The sequence below is a fragment of the Moritella sp. JT01 genome, assembly GCF_001574435.1.
In the GTDB taxonomy this organism is placed as follows: Bacteria; Pseudomonadota; Gammaproteobacteria; order Enterobacterales; family Moritellaceae; genus Moritella.
The window spans coordinates 33,496-49,180 of the sequence record NZ_LOCN01000009.1; the positions used below are offsets into that span (position 1 = coordinate 33,496).

Annotated in this window: 15 protein-coding genes; 8 read left to right on the top strand and 7 right to left on the bottom strand. The window is 40.6% G+C overall.

Annotated features, from left to right (window positions below):
* Positions 1-70: 70 nt before the first annotated feature.
* Positions 71-928 carry a 4-(cytidine 5'-diphospho)-2-C-methyl-D-erythritol kinase gene (gene ispE / locus AKG98_RS10505; protein ID WP_067045412.1) on the bottom strand — a complete coding sequence of 286 codons (858 nt, stop codon included), beginning with the start codon at positions 926-928 and terminating at the stop codon, positions 71-73.
* Positions 912-1,523, bottom strand: a complete 612-nt coding sequence (gene lolB, locus AKG98_RS10510) for a lipoprotein insertase outer membrane protein LolB (protein WP_067045415.1) — start codon at positions 1,521-1,523, stop codon at positions 912-914. The genes ispE and lolB overlap by 17 nt, the downstream gene beginning before the upstream one ends.
* A gap of 149 nt (positions 1,524-1,672) precedes the next feature.
* Between lolB and hemA the strand changes: the two genes are divergently transcribed.
* The 8 genes from hemA to rlmM all read left to right on the top strand — a co-directional run bounded on the left by hemA (position 1,673) and on the right by rlmM (position 9,858).
* On the top strand, positions 1,673-2,926 hold the full coding sequence (hemA, locus tag AKG98_RS10515; RefSeq protein WP_067045419.1) for a glutamyl-tRNA reductase: 1,254 nt from the start codon (positions 1,673-1,675) through the stop codon (positions 2,924-2,926).
* A gap of 247 nt (positions 2,927-3,173) precedes the next feature.
* Complete coding sequence (prfA, locus tag AKG98_RS10520; RefSeq protein ID WP_067045421.1) at positions 3,174-4,262, top strand: peptide chain release factor 1; 1,089 nt, start codon at positions 3,174-3,176, stop codon at positions 4,260-4,262.
* A gap of 14 nt (positions 4,263-4,276) precedes the next feature.
* A complete protein-coding gene (gene prmC / locus AKG98_RS10525; protein ID WP_067045424.1) occupies positions 4,277-5,116 on the top strand; it encodes a peptide chain release factor N(5)-glutamine methyltransferase in 840 nt (279 codons plus the stop codon).
* A gap of 2 nt (positions 5,117-5,118) precedes the next feature.
* Positions 5,119-5,493, top strand: a complete 375-nt coding sequence (locus AKG98_RS10530) for a SirB2 family protein (RefSeq protein WP_198155493.1) — start codon at positions 5,119-5,121, stop codon at positions 5,491-5,493.
* A 2-nt stretch (positions 5,494-5,495) separates the two neighbouring features.
* Positions 5,496-6,401, top strand: coding sequence for a SirB1 family protein (locus AKG98_RS10535; protein WP_067045430.1), 906 nt, complete (start codon positions 5,496-5,498; stop codon positions 6,399-6,401).
* Positions 6,402-6,440: 39 nt separating this feature from the next.
* Positions 6,441-7,295, top strand: a complete 855-nt coding sequence (gene kdsA / locus AKG98_RS10540; RefSeq protein WP_067045433.1) for a 3-deoxy-8-phosphooctulonate synthase — start codon at positions 6,441-6,443, stop codon at positions 7,293-7,295.
* A 318-nt stretch (positions 7,296-7,613) separates the two neighbouring features.
* Positions 7,614-8,522: a transcriptional regulator GcvA gene (locus tag AKG98_RS10545; RefSeq protein WP_067045437.1), complete on the top strand. Its 909-nt coding sequence runs from the start codon at positions 7,614-7,616 to the stop codon at positions 8,520-8,522.
* Positions 8,523-8,721: 199 nt separating this feature from the next.
* Complete coding sequence (gene rlmM / locus AKG98_RS10550) at positions 8,722-9,858, top strand: 23S rRNA (cytidine(2498)-2'-O)-methyltransferase RlmM (RefSeq protein WP_067045439.1); 1,137 nt, start codon at positions 8,722-8,724, stop codon at positions 9,856-9,858.
* 100 nt (positions 9,859-9,958) lie between these two features.
* Here the strand turns inward: rlmM and AKG98_RS10555 are convergent, their stop codons facing one another.
* From AKG98_RS10555 to AKG98_RS10575, 5 genes are all read right to left on the bottom strand, one after another.
* Positions 9,959-10,459: a hypothetical protein gene (locus AKG98_RS10555; RefSeq protein ID WP_067045442.1), complete on the bottom strand. Its 501-nt coding sequence runs from the start codon at positions 10,457-10,459 to the stop codon at positions 9,959-9,961.
* Positions 10,460-10,651: 192 nt separating this feature from the next.
* Positions 10,652-11,659 (bottom strand): isocitrate dehydrogenase, encoded by a 1,008-nt coding sequence (locus AKG98_RS10560; RefSeq protein WP_067045445.1) that lies wholly within the window; start codon positions 11,657-11,659, stop codon positions 10,652-10,654.
* 230 nt (positions 11,660-11,889) lie between these two features.
* A complete protein-coding gene (gene xni, locus AKG98_RS10565; protein WP_067045447.1) occupies positions 11,890-12,669 on the bottom strand; it encodes a flap endonuclease Xni in 780 nt (259 codons plus the stop codon).
* Positions 12,670-12,686: 17 nt separating this feature from the next.
* Positions 12,687-14,048 carry a nucleotide 5'-monophosphate nucleosidase PpnN gene (ppnN, locus tag AKG98_RS10570; RefSeq protein WP_067045451.1) on the bottom strand — a complete coding sequence of 454 codons (1,362 nt, stop codon included), beginning with the start codon at positions 14,046-14,048 and terminating at the stop codon, positions 12,687-12,689.
* 98 nt (positions 14,049-14,146) lie between these two features.
* The gene (locus tag AKG98_RS10575) at positions 14,147-15,667 is read right to left on the bottom strand and encodes a GGDEF domain-containing protein (protein WP_067045454.1); all 1,521 of its coding nucleotides are present in this window, start codon (positions 15,665-15,667) and stop codon (positions 14,147-14,149) included.
* Between the last annotated feature and the right edge of the window lie 18 nt (positions 15,668-15,685).

Below are 15,685 nucleotides of genomic sequence, written 5' to 3' on the forward strand. Positions count from 1 at the left end.
ACTTAATAGCTAAGATTCAGGTATCGTATTTATTTTCTCGTGTTCATTATTATTGCGCCGTATTTTTCAATCATGCAATAGTCGCGTTTTCTAAATCACGTAATAGCGGTGATTTATTTAAGCTCTTCGCGATATAAATTTGCATACCTTTAGGCGCTTTCGCTAATACTGTTAATGCATCAGACTTAGTTTTAAATTCAGAAAAAACACAACAACCGGAACCTGTCAGTCGAGATGGCGCATATTTTAGCAACCACTCCAATGCTTTTGCAACCTCAGGATGACGTTTTTTCACAGTTGGTTCAAAGTCATTTCGCCATTCGTCTTGTAATAACTGATTCAGCGGGCGTTTTGGCGTATCACGTATTAATTCTGGATCAGAAAATAATTTTGCCGTATTGACCTGTGTGTCTGGTACGACAATAAGATAATAGTTCTCATCCACCTCAATAGAGGTAAGCTGCTCACCTATTCCTTCAGCAAATGCGGCATGACCACGGACAAACACGGGTACATCCGCACCGAGCTTAACGCCAATTGCGGCTAATTGATCTTCATCAAGGTGTAACTGCCAAAGTTGATTTAATGCGACTAAGGTGGTTGCAGCATCTGAAGAACCGCCACCAAGGCCCCCTCCCATAGGAAGGTTTTTGGTTAGTTGAATATCTGCACCCAATGGCAGCGCTGAATGTGCTTTAAGCGCCATAGCGGCTTGATAGATGATATTGTCGGTAACAGGAATACTTGGGATCTCTGGCGTAATCGTGATGCTATCAGTGAGGTTTGGGGTAATAGCTAACTCATCACCGATATCAACAAATTGAAATAAAGTTTGTAATTCATGATAGCCATCCGGACGACGGCCATTAATATACAGGAATAGATTCAGTTTTGCGGGTGCTGACCAATGGCTAGTATTTTGTTGCATTTAAATTCCAGTTTCGAGTCGTGATTTTTATACGCATGTCGTCTTTTTTGATAACTATATTTTTAGGTAACCAAATATTATCGATTAATTGATAATGAGTATAACTGATGTGCCAACCGAGTGGATGATTAGCTTGGGTTACACGACCATAATTATCGAGTTGAACATCGTCAGTTAATGGGTCTCCCATGATCCAAGCGCGTAATTCATTCACCGGAATTGGGATTGGACTGAGTTGGTTAATCAGTGTTTGAGTGTTGCGGCCTTGGTATTGGCGGTCATCATTTAAAATCAGCGTGGAGATATTATCACTACGCTTAATCGTAAGCACATGAATACCAAATGGTCCCGTTAGGTTAATCTTGAAATCATGGTCATATTGCTGCCAGTTTAAGGTAGCAGAATTACGAGAATCAGGACTAATAAAAGCAATTTGTCCTTGCAGTTGCCAAGTCCGAATACTTTGTAATTGAACTTGGTGTTGCTGCCATAATTGTTGTGGGTTACCAACAGGGGGTTGTATCTGTGTTGTACTACTACAGGCACTGAGTAATATGCTAACAATAAAAATGTAAATAGAACGCTGAAATGTCATAAGATACTCAAAAAAATAAAGTAATGATGATAAAGAGCAAGCATGAGGTTATAAAAACAGATATGCTTGGTTTTGTCACTTTAAAAATACATACTTTTTGCGTAGAATAGCCTCCTATTTGTTTTACAACTATCCACAGTAAGTAATACATGACTCTGTTAGCACTAGGCATAAATCATAATACGGCACCTGTATCATTACGTGAAAAGGTTGCTTTTTCACCTGACAATATTGAAGCGGCGTTCGCCAGCATTACGGCTGAGGGTATCGCGTCGGAAGTGGTGATTGTTTCAACTTGTAATCGTACCGAGATATATTGCAAAATTGAGCAAGGACAGCCCGAACGCGTTACGCAGTGGTTAGTTGATTTTCATCAGGTTAAAATTGATGAATTAGCAGCATGTACTTACCGGCATTACGATACGGATGCGGTACGCCATCTGATGCGAGTGGCTGGTGGCTTAGATTCACTGGTATTAGGTGAACCGCAAATTTTAGGGCAGATAAAACAAGCCTTTGCGAAAGCAAAACAGTTAAATTCTGTTGCTCAAACTCTAGATAAGCTATTTCAGAAAACGTTTACAGCCGCTAAGCGCGTGCGTACCGAAACTGAAATCGGTGCTAATGCAGTCTCCGTGGCTTTTGCGGCGGTGAGTTTAAGTAAACATATCTTTGATGATTTATCTAAAACGCGTGTGTTACTGATTGGGGCGGGTGAAACCATTGATCTGGTTGCGACGCACCTTGCGGATCAAAATGTCTGTGAGATGATGGTGGCTAACCGTACTTTATCCCGTGCGCAAGTGCTGGGTGACAAGTTTGGTGCCAGCACCATGACCCTAGAAGAGATCCCTCAGCATTTACATAATGCGGATATTGTCATCAGTTCGACGGCAAGCCCATTACCTATTATCGGTAAAGGAATGATCGAAAGTGCATTAAAACTACGCAAACAAAAACCTATTTTCCTGGTTGATATTGCCGTGCCCCGGGATATTGAAGAAGAAGTCGGCGAGTTAGGTAATGCATATTTATACACTGTCGATGACCTGCAGGGCATCATTGAACAGAATAAAGAAGCACGTCAAGATGCTGCAGAGCAAGCAGAGCACATTATTACTGAAGAAACACAACTGTTTGCTGAATGGATTGCTTCATTATCAAGTGTCGATTCTATTAAAGAATACCGGAATGCAGCAATGGCTGAAAAAGAGCTGTTACTTGAAAGAGCGATAGCGGCGCTGCAAAATGGCACTGACTACGAACGTGTATTAACTGAGTTAGCCAATAAATTAACCAACAAACTTATCCATGCACCGACGCAAGCACTGGTGAGTGCAGGCAAGCGTAATCAAGATGACGAGCTATTATTAGTGCGTCGTGTCGTTGGTCTTGACTCATAACCACGCTCCTAAAATAAAATAGATATTACCGTTGCTGATAATTGAAATTCATTAGCAACTGGTTACTCTATTTCAAACTGTTTTGGCATATATTCGGTATATCAATAGTAAATTATCGGAAAGCAATCGACTATTTCCTTACATATAGGTATCCTTGCCGATCACAACAAAGAAATAATCCATATTCAATTACTGAAGCAGCCTGTAAGACTTCGGTGATCTATTTAACGGTAATACGAGAGTAAAGATGAAAGCATCGATCATTACAAAATTAGAAGCCCTAATCGAACGCCATGAAGAAGTTCAAGCACTGTTAGGTGAGCCAGAGATCATCAGTGATCAAGACCGTTACCGTGCACTAACAAAAGAATACGCGCAATTAGAAGAGTTAGTTACTTGTTTTAAAGAATACCAAGACGCAAAAGAAGATTTTGAATCAGCAGAAGAGATGTTAAAGGATGAAGATCCTGACATGCGTGAAATGGCTGTTGAAGAATATAAAGAAAGCAAAGCCACTGTTGCACGTGTGAGTGATGAATTAGAAGTCTTATTGTTACCACGCGATCCAAATGACAGCAATAACTGTTTCTTAGAGATCCGTGCGGGTGCAGGTGGTGACGAAGCGGCAATCTTTGCGGGCGACCTTTACCGTATGTACAGTAAGTATGCTGAGAAAAAAGGCTGGCGCTTATCAATCATGAACTTAAGCAGCAGTGATCAAGGCGGTTACAAAGAAGTTATCGTTAAGATGGAAGGTGCTGCAGTATTTGGCACCATGAAGTTTGAGTCAGGTGGTCACCGTGTACAACGTGTACCAGAAACTGAATCACAAGGTCGTATCCATACGTCAGCTTGTACTGTGGTGGTTATGCCTGAGGTTCCTGAATCAGATGCGATCGTCATTAATACTGCCGATCTTAAAGTTGATACGTTCCGAGCTTCGGGCGCCGGTGGTCAGCACGTAAATAAAACCGATTCTGCAATCCGTATTACTCACATTCCAACGGGTACAGTGGTTGAGTGTCAAGACGAACGTTCACAGCATAAAAACCGTGCACGTGCGATGTCAATTCTACAAGCGCGAATTCAAGCGGCTGCTGATGAAGTTGTGCGTCTTGAAGAAGAAAGTACCCGTCGTAGCCTAGTGGCAAGTGGCGATCGTTCTGAACGTATCCGTACTTATAACTACCCACAAGGTCGCGTTAGTGATCACCGTATCAATCTAACACTTTACCGTCTAAATGAAGTGATGGAAGGTGAGCTAGACGTATTGATCCAACCAATCATTCAAGAACATCAAGCGGATCTGTTAGCGGCGCTTGCTGAAGCAGATTAGGTGTGTCGAGTACTGTGAAAACAATCGCACAATTACTGCAGTGGGCTGTCAAACAGCTCACTGACAGCGAAAGCCCGAAGCTTGATGCCGACGTTATCCTTTGTTTCCTACTCGATAAAGATCGCAGTTATCTTTTCACTTGGGATGACAAGGTAATGGATGATGATATTATTCGTCGTTTTACTGCACTTATCACGCGTCGTCAGGCGGGTGAACCTGTCGCTCATATTCTTGGTTATCGTGAATTTTGGTCATTAGAATTAGAAGTGTCTCCGGATACGTTAATTCCAAGACCTGATACCGAAGTCTTAGTCGAACAAGCACTTGTTTGCATGCCGACTCAAGCTTGCCAAGTATTAGATTTAGGGACGGGTACGGGCGCTATCGCACTGGCCTTAGCATCAGAATCACCACAAGCGACAGTGACCGCAATTGAATATCAGCAAGGCGCGGCTGCATTAGCACGTCGTAATGCCAAACGCTGTGGTTTTGATGTGACGGTATTGCAAGGTAGTTGGTTTGAACCTTTACAGGTGAGTCAACGCTTTGATGTGATAGTCAGCAATCCTCCCTATATCGAAGAACACGATCCACATCTGGCAATGGGCGACGTGCGTTTTGAGCCGTTAACTGCCTTAGTTGCTGCTGATGATGGACTGGCTGACTTAAAACACATTATTCGTGAAGGTTATCAGTTTTTAACCCCGGATGGCTGGTTGTTAGTGGAACATGGTTTTGAGCAAGGAACTGCGGTACGCGCATTATTTACCGCATCCAATTATCATCAGGTTGTTACCCATAAAGATTATGGTAATAACGATCGGATTACTGTCGGACAACGAAAAGAAGTCTAATCATGGATATTGTTATTCCGCTGCACATCGCGACGCTGTTATTAAGTGTGCTGATGTATTTTTTAAATTTTGCCTTCACAATAAAGCAATCACCGTATCTTGAGCATACTGGTTTTATCAAATCACGTAAGGTGATAGATATGATCACTGTGATGATGATTGCATTAGTGTGTATGGTTTCAGGTCAAGCACCGTTTGTTGATACGGTCATGACAGAAAAATTATTGTCGACACTGGCCATCACCTTTATGGTGTTCATGTCATTACAGCAAGATAAGAATCTATTTTTCCGCTGTTTTGCATTTGCCGGTAGTATCGGCTGGTTATTTTATGTATACACGTTAGCCGTTAATGGCGAAGCATATTTGCTGAGGTAGTGATGGAATTAGATGCAAATGCAGCGCTGACAGAAACAGAACTGGCAGAAGATGTAGCAGTAGATAATAACGATATTGATAGTGAACAGCTTGAAGAATATGACGATGAGCTCGCAGAAGAAGTGCTTATGATTGATAACGTCATGCTCGCAACACTATCAGCCATCGAGGAAATAACGGAGAAACCGTTACTCGAGCAGGCGATTGTTGAATTGGATGAGCTCATTGAACTTATCGAAGTGGATATGCAAGGCTTTACCTGTGATGTTGAGAAACGTGATCAACTCTTGTATTTGTTTTATCAACAACTTGGTTTTTCCGGTGATTGGCGTAAGTGGCTCGAACTCGACAGTGTCTTATTGCACAAAGTGATTAGTAGTCGTAACGGCGTTCCCCTTTCGCTCGGTACGGTATTCATGTACTTTGCAGAGCATTTTGAAGTGGATGTGACCGGGATCTTATTCCCTGGTCAATTTGTGTTACGTTTCGGTTGTGAACAAGACGGGATGTATGTTGATCCCGCGGATGGACAAGTACTGAGTCGTCATAAACTGCAGGTACTCTTACGTGGTATCGAAGGTAATCATGCTTTATTATCGGATGATGATCTATTAGAAGCCACGAATGAAATGCATTATTTACGGTTATTACAGGTATTAAAAGCAGCGTTAATTCGAGATGAGCATTTTTCATATGCACTACGCAGTATTGATCTCATTTTAGAGTTAGAACCAGATGAACCTTATGAGATTAGAGACCGCGGATTTTTGTTACAACAACTAGATTGTAAAAAATTAGCCAGTGAAGATTTTGCCTATTTTATTGAACAATGCCCAGACGATCCAATCACGCGGGTGTTAAAAGCACAGATCGAAGAACTTGCTGCCGCAGATGATACGATTCATTAAAATTAACTGATTTAAAATGGACCCTTTAAGGTAACAATTATGAATGCAAAAATAGTAAAAATTGGTCAGAATATTGTTTGTGCCAACGATCTACCCTTTGTGTTATTTGGTGGCATCAATGTATTAGAAGACGAACTGTCGACTTTACGCGCGGTAGAAGCGTATAAAACAGTGACTGATAAATTGGGTATCCCTTTTGTATTTAAAGCGTCTTTTGATAAAGCTAACCGTTCTAGTATCCACTCTTTCCGTGGTGTGGGGATGGAAAAAGGGTTAAAAATATTCCAGCGCGTTAAAGCTGAATTCAATGTGCCAATCATTACTGATGTACACACTGAAGCACAGTGTCAACCAGTGGCTGATGTTGTTGATGTTATCCAACTTCCTGCTTTTCTTGCGCGTCAAACGGACTTAGTGCAAACAATGGCGGCAACTGGCGCTGTGATTAATATTAAAAAACCACAGTTCATGTCACCGCATCAAGTGGGTAATATCGTCGATAAGTTTGCTGAATGTGGTAATGATCAAGTTATTTTATGTGAACGTGGTCATTGCCATGGTTACGATAACCTGATCGTTGACCCGTTAGCATTTGGTGTAATGAAAGAGCTTACTCAAGGCACACCAATCATTCTAGACAGTACCCATGCAACACAACAGCGTGATGCGGGTAGTGCTGCGTCGGGTGGTCGTCGTAAACAAGTACCTGAATTAAGCTATGCAGGTTTAGCGACCGGCATTGCGGGTCTGTTCATTGAAGCTCATGAGAATCCAGCACAAGCGCGTTGTGATGGTCCTTCTGCGTTACCTTTTGCTACGTTAGAAGCATTTTTAACACAAGCAAAAGCGATTGATGATCTAATAAAGAGTTTTACTGCGATTGATATCGATTAATTTCAGGCATAAAAAAAGCGCTGTAATCATACAGCGCTAAAAAACCTTTGACGAATAATACAAATGTATTAAGCATATTATCAAGGGTTTGAAATAAGTAATTTCTACTTAAAGGCCTAAACCAACAAGTTTAAGCAAACAAACACAACATTACATAACAAAGACTAACTTATATAAATAAGACTAATTAACGAAAATTAGTATAAATAAGTATTATGTCCTATATACATACGTGCACTATAGTTATTTTCTAGCATTCTTACAATTGACAAATTATAATGTTTCGCATTAGTTTTTCTTATCTAACTGGACGCCACTATGTCACGCAGACTTCCGCCATTAAATTCGCTACGTGTTTTCGAAGCCGCAGCTCGACATTCTAGCTTTACCCGTGCCTCTGAAGAGCTTTATGTGACGCAAGCGGCTGTAAGTCATCAAATTAAAGCACTGGAAGAGTATTTAGGCATTAAACTGTTTCGTCGCCAAAATCGTGCGTTGTTTTTAACGGAAGAAGGACAGAGTTATTTTTTGGACATTAAAGATACTTTCACCTCATTAATTGATGCGACAGAACGTTTATTAGCCAGAGGTGCAAAAGGCTCATTGACGGTTAGTTTACAGCCTAGTTTTGCGATCCAATGGTTAGTTCCGCGTTTATCTTTGTTTTCAGAACTCTACCCTGATATTGATGTCCGCATTAAAGCGGTTGATATGGATGATGGCTCACTGACTGATGATGTCGATGTGGCAATTTATTATGGTCGAGGAAAATGGAAAGATTTATATGCGCAGAAATTACATACCGAGTATTTAGTGCCGGTGTGCTCACCACGATTACTCAATGGTGTTAAACCACTTAAAACGCCGGATGATTTAAAACTGCACACGTTATTGCATGATACGTCTCGTCGTGATTGGACTGCTTGGTTTAAGCAAGGCAATATTATCGGTGTTAATGTTAATCAAGGGCCTATTTTTAGCCATACGTCGATGGTATTACAAGCGGCAATACATGGTCAAGGTGTGGCGTTAGGACACAGTGTATTAGCCCAGCCCGAAATTGATGCGGGTCGTCTTGTGCGTCCTTTTACTGATGTCTTAGTGAGTAAAAACGCGTATTACGTGGTTTGTCGTGAAGAGCAAGATGAACTCGGTAAAATTGTGGCATTTCGTGATTGGATGTTGTCTTTAGTTGAGGAAGAACAAGAAGACTTTGTGGAGAATTAATTCATCACGAAGTCACTAAACCCTTGGTGTTATATCGCCAAGGGTTTAGACTGTGCGGCTTTTGTATGCAAACCAGTTCAAGATACCGCGTATTCTGCACTGGTTTGTGTATATTTTATGAATTTTTAATCTTAGTATTGTATCTATACTGAGTGTATATCGTCAGCCATGTTGATGACGAAAATGAGGTTATTAGAAAATGAATGGTATTTTATTATATTGCCGCCCTGGTTATGAAAAAGAATGTGCCGCTGAAATTCAAGCACGAGCGACAGCCATGGAGGCGTATGGTTTTGCTAAAGTAACGCTGAATTCGGGTTATGTTGTGTTTGAGTGTCACTCTGCTGCAGATGTGGATACAATAGCGAAAAAATTACCACTTTCATCATTGATCTTTGCACGTCAAATGATCGCATTACACGCACGTGTTGATGATATGCCACTTTACGACCGTGTAAACCCTGTGGTTGCTGCCTGTGACGGTATCGAAGCAATGGGGGAGCTACGTGTTGAAATGCCTGATACTAACGAAGGTAAAGAACTCTCTAAATTCTGCCGTAAGTATACTGTGCCACTTCGCCAATCGTTACGTAAAGGCGATCACTTATTACCAAAAGAAAATAAAAACCGTCCAGTACTGCACGTATTTTTCATTACGAATACCAGTGTTTATATTGGTTATTCATATAGCTTTAATAACTCGCCATTACCTATGGGTATTATGCGTCTTAAGTTCCCTTCGAAAGCACCAAGTCGCTCGACATTGAAACTAGAAGAAGCATTCCATACATTCATTCCAGCTGATCAGTGGGATAAACGTATCGGTGGAGCAATGCGTGCGGTTGACTTAGGTGCTTGTCCTGGTGGTTGGACGTATCAGTTAGTACAACGAAGCATGTTTGTTGTTGCTATTGATAACGGTGCAATGGCGGATAGCCTAATGGAAAGCGGTCAAGTTAAGCACTTCGAAGAAGACGGCTTTAAATATGAGCCTGCTAAAACGACGATTGCGTGGACCAACCGTAAATTAAACGGTAATAAGATCAAGGTTCCTGAGAACCCACCAGTTGATATGCTGGTATGTGACATGATTGAGAAACCAGAGCGTGTTGCGCGTCTAATGTGTAAATGGTTATTAAATGCATGGTGTAAAGAAGCAATCTTTAACCTTAAACTGCCATTAAAACGCCGTTACCATACATTAGAAGATTGTTTAGCTATCTTAGATAAGCAACTTGACGATCGTTTTGTTATTCAAGCGAAGCACCTTTATCATGATCGTGATGAAGTGACTGTGCATGTTGCTTGGGCACACTTCATTCCTGACGATAAATAGTATAGAGTAATAAAATAAGACCGAGGGGGGATACGTCCAGTGTTTCCTCTTATATTCCAAGCCATTAAATACCATATCTGAGGTTTATTTAATGGTTTTTTTATTTAAAACGATAACGAAAATATAATTTTGGATCGTTGCCACGTACTTTAATCCCAATGATAGCCCCCTCGATATTCATATTATAATACGCCTCGTGCTGTAGGATTCCGTCTGATTTAACTTTTGTTTTGATGGTGATACGTTCGTAATTAAATAATAAATAAGGACTGCGCTTTAAGCTGTAATGCAAGTTTAAGCTTAGCTTTCCGATATCTTTGAGTCTGGGGATAAAGAGGCGAGTAATATCTGGATCTATCCACATATTAAGCAGTTGTAGTTGCGCGGTATCTTTACGCTTATGTTTGCTTTTTTTGATAACAAACAGCGACTGTTTAAACTCAAATGTTGGGCTAATGGCTGCTGGTGCCATTAATTCGGTTTGACTATAGCGGCTAGAAAAGTGCGGCTCTGATATATAGGACCTTAACTGATTTTCTGTCGCTAGAGTGATCCCGCTGAATAAACTTATTGAGAATATGATCAAAAGATTATATACCATATATCACCATAGCTGCTGATGAAATCTTAACTATAGCTTGGTATCGGCAAATTACTAGCGGTGGCTTAATTACTATCTGAAGCGTGTATAAAGCGGCATATGAGGGGGGAAAGAAGTTATCAGCCGCCTAACATCAGTGATGCTAAGCAACTGAATCAATTAATGAGTTTGAGTATAGTTAATTAATTGTGTTTATAAACGCTCTAAAATTGCTTGAGTAAAGTCTGTCGTACCATGTGTACCACCAAGATCATGCGTTGTTCTATCACCAGACTCAATGACATCGCGTACTGCGTTACGAATATTATCTGCTTCTGTTTTCATTTCTAGGTGTTCTAGCATCTGGATAGAGGCAAGGATCACGGATGTCGGATTTGCTAGGTTTTTACCTGCAATGTCAGGTGCACTGCCGTGAACAGCTTCAAAAATCGCGATGTCTTCACCGATGTTTGCGCCTGGAGCCATACCAAGACCACCAACGAGACCCGCACATAAGTCAGATAAAATATCACCAAATAAGTTCGTGGTCACGATCACATCGAAACGTTCAGGGTACATAACCAGATTCATGCACGCCGCATCAACGATCATTTCTTCTGATTCAATTTCAGGGTAACGTTTTGCCACTTCACGTGCAACTTCTAGGAATAGACCTGATGTTGTTTTCAGGATATTAGCTTTATGAATAGCTGTTACTTTTTTACGATTTTCTGATTTTGCTAATTCATATGCGGCCACACAAATACGTTCTGCACCGGCACGTGTGATGATACTTTTTGCTTCTGCTTCGCTACCATCAGCCGCAATAATTTGGCCTGCGCCAGAGTACATACCTTCTGTATTTTCACGTACAGTAATAATATCGATATTTTCGTAGCGGCTACGTGTACCTTTAAAAGAGACGACTGGGCGTAAGTTAGCGTATAAATTAAAATGCTTACGCAATGATACATTGATTGACGTGAAGCCTGCGCCAACAGGTGTTGTTAACGGGCCTTTTAATGCTACTTTGTTCTTTTCAATTAAATCTAATGTTGCTTTTGGCAGCAGTTCACCTGAATTTTGTAGGGCTACAAGACCAGCATCAGCAAAGTCATACGCGAAATTACAGCCAGCTTTATCTAAAATTTGAATTGCAGACTCAATAATATCCGGACCAATGCCATCACCCGGGATCACTGTAATTCTTCTTTGTGTCATACATATTCCTTATTTAATTAGCGTACTTTCAAATGAAAATGTTTTGTTGCCGTATGGTAACAAAGTATTACTTGATTGTTAATGTAGTTACTGCTGTTATTTTAGTAAATAAAGCGTTTAACTTTGTAGGTATGCCATTTGTTAGACGTAGATATAGAGTTTCAATTTTTTTGTACTATTAACGCTTAGTGTGAATACTCGACTTGTTACCCTAAGCGTTATTTTTATGATTAAGGCTGATACCGTAAATCTTTTAAATTAAAGCCTAATGGAATATCAATTTTTAGTTGTGCGAGTTGTTGGGTGATATAAGCCATTTCTTTATGCGTATCAAGTTTTTCGCGAAGCTTGGGTTTTAACTCTTCACTCGCATAAATCGCGTCTAAAGTCGTATGCTGTGTTAATAGCTGAGTGGCTGTTTTAGGTCCAATTCCTGCAACGCCAGCGAGATGACTACCACTGATCCCTGTCAAGGCCCAGTAGTCGACAAGTTGCTGTGGTTGTACACCGAATTTATCGTTAATAAAATTTTGGTCTAACCAGCGTTTGTTAAAATAATCACGAATTTGAATGTAAGGATTTAACAGTTGGCAGTAACCCTTATCTGTCGAAATAATGGTGACTTGTTGCTGTTGCGCCGACATCTTGATGGCGAGCGTTGCAATCAGGTCATCCGCTTCATCTTGTTCTGTTAATAACGAGTCTACGTTCAAATCCCACAGGTCATCTTGGATTAAATTGAGTGCTTGTTGCAAGCTTTCTGGCATCGGTTTACGATTTGCTTTGTAATCAGGGTAGATTTCATGGCGCCAGCCAGTTTGCTCTGCATCAAATACGGCGACGACATGAGTCGGAGCCGTGATCGCTAATAATTTTCGAACTGCTTGCTTAATGGTTTCGCGCGTTGCGCTTATTTGCGCAACCGGATCATTACTTTGATTTAGTTGTACTGCATGAACTCGACGGATCAGGTTTAACGCATCGATAATTAATAAGTGATTTTGGGCCATATCCGTGTTTCATCAAGTTAATTGGGCTTTATTATTTCATAGCAAGGTTCATACTTACTACCTGGAAGTTTCATTCTATTCTGTTTTATGAAATTTTTTAATAAATTGTCCATTAATTGCATTAATTTTGGGTCACCGTGCAATTTAAATGGGCCATTTTTTTCAATTGACTTGATTCCTGAGTCTTTAACATTACCCGCGACGATACCGGAAAAGGCTTTCCGCAGGTTCATTGCTAATACTTCAGGGGCTTGATCAAGGTTGAGGTTTAATGCCGCCATATGCTGGTGGCTTGGAATAAAGGGCAGTTGAAAATCTAATTCTATTTTTAAGCTCCAGTTATACGAATAAGCATCACCAATGGCACGGCGATATTCATAGGTTTTATGCATGGCTTGTTTCATTATTTGTGCTGCACTTGCGGCATCATCAATAATAATTTGATAGTATTTTTGCGCTTCAAAACCAAGGGTTTCACCGATAAATTCATCAATGGTGGTAAAGTAATCTTCGCTTTCTTTAGGCCCGGTAAGTACAATCGGCAACGGCTGTCGTTTATTTTCTGGGTGCATCATGATACCCAGTAAATATAACAGTTCTTCGGCGGTTCCAGCACCTCCGGGGAAAATAATAATACCGTGAGACAGGCGTACAAAGGCTTCTAAACGTTTTTCGATGTCCGGCAGAATAACGAGCTCATTAACAATGGGGTTGGGTGGTTCGGCTGCTATAATACTGGGTTCGGTTAAACCAAGATAGCGGCGTTGTTTCACGCGCTGTTTCGCATGCCCGACTGTCGCCCCTTTCATTGGACCTTCCATTGCGCCTGGTCCGCAACCAGTGCAAATGTTTATCTCGCGCAAGCCTAATTCATGACCAACCGCTTTCGCATATTCATATTCAGGAGAACGTATTGAGTGGCCTCCCCAGCAAACGACCATGTTAGGATCGGAGTCTGATTTGATCACGCGCGCATTTCGTAAAATGGAGAATACTTGGTTGGTTAAAAATGAAGATAACTCTTTTTTGGGGACGGGCTCTTGTTCTATATAACTATTAACATAAAGAATATCGCGTAATACTGAAAATAGATGTTCTTGAATACCTCGAATAATTTCACCATCGACAAACGCTTGTTCTGGGGCGTTATGCAGTTCGAGCTTTACACCGCGTTCACGTTGTACAACACTGATATCAAAGCTGCTGAATGCTTTTAAAATTTCACTACTGGAATCAGTACGAGAACCTGAGTTTAATACGGCCAGTGAGCAATTTCGGAATAATAAATATAAATCACTGGTGGCCGTTTGTTGTAGTCGGTCGACTTCAAGCTGTGAAAGCAAATCCATACTGCCAACGGGTTTGATGTGCGTGATCATAAGCTAAACTCCATGTCAGATAAGCTGGCATTAAGCACGTATAACTGGTTGATAAAAAATGAATATGGACGTACTTATGACTGCTGGTCTCATTAAGTTTAGTTGCTAATGATAACTTTATCTCGTCCGGAGCTTTTTGCTTGATACAAGGCTTTATCCGCTCGCTCGAAAGGTTCAACGGTTTCTTTATCTTCTGGTGCGAATTGAGTTGCACCAATTGAAATTGTTATTGAAATCTGTTCGCCTTTAAATTTGAACGGTATACTTTTAATTGTCTTGCGCAGCTTGTCTAAAATTACTTGAATTTCATTTAGTTCTAAATCAGCAAGTAATACGACAAATTCTTCACCACCAAAACGGGCGATAAAATCTTTGCTCTTAATCGATTTTTGTAAGGCCCTTGCGACTATTTTAAGGGCTTTGTCCCCCGCAATATGACCAAAGGTGTCATTGATATTCTTAAAGTGATCAATGTCGATAATCGCGATTGTGGTATTGGTTTGATAACGCTGCCAACGTTTAAACTCAAGTTTAAAGCGTTCGTCTAATGCGGTGCGATTATATACTTGCGTTAAAGAGTCAAGGTACAGCTTATGCTGTTGTGCTTCTAGGCGTTGTGTATGCAGTAATGTTTCTTTTTTGAGTTGTTCAAGTTGAGCCTGAACTGCTTTTATTTGTTGTTCTAATCGGATTTTTTCTTGTAGTAATTGTTCTTGTTGTTGGATACTACTCGAGATGATCTCAAGCCCTTGTTGCACGTGTAACTTCGTTTCTTCTAAGTTTTCACAGGTACTGATATCTAAGTCTAAAATATCAATGCGCTCTTTTAGGTTTTCCAACAAACTTATCTGTTTTTTATTTATTTTACTACTATCAACTAATGAGTTATCAAATTTATAGGCGATATTATTGAGTTCTTCGACAATCGCATGTAAAAACGTCTTCGATGCTAAGCGTTCTTCACGTGCCCCTTCGATAATATTGTTGATGATCTGCAAACAGATATCAACGAGTTCATGGCTTTCGACACCTTGCAATAAACGTTGACGAATTTTTTGAAGATTTGAGCCAAATCCACCGGCAAAATCAAGTTCATTGATTAAGCGTTGCAAATCGTCACATATTTTTTTGTGCACGGTAGCCGTCACACCGCTATTACTACCGCGATACAGTTGTAAATTTTTGACTGCACTGTGGTAAATACAGAAGAGTGATTGCACTTTCGTTTGCAATTCAGCTACTGCGGTAGCTTTGGGCTCCGCTAAGAGTAATTGCAACTCGGCGGTGAGTTTAGGATCGTCCTGTAATAAATGAATTAATGATTTAGTGGCTTGAATTGTAGCGCTATCACCAATTTTTAAGGTATCGGATAAGATATGTGGTTGTAGCATCACTTGACGCTCAACCTGTTTGATTTGAGTGATAAGATCATTGTCAGACGCACTGCGTTCAAGAATTGCTTTTAGCTTACTTACTTCAATGTTTAGCTCGGTATCGATACCTCGCGTGGCACCCAGTAAACGATTAATAAATGCTAATAACATGGCAGTGTTAATTTTTGTGTACCCGCTGGCATCACTTTGCTGTGTTGCTGAGTGCGAATCTTGTGATGTCTGCATGAATACTTTTCACATAAG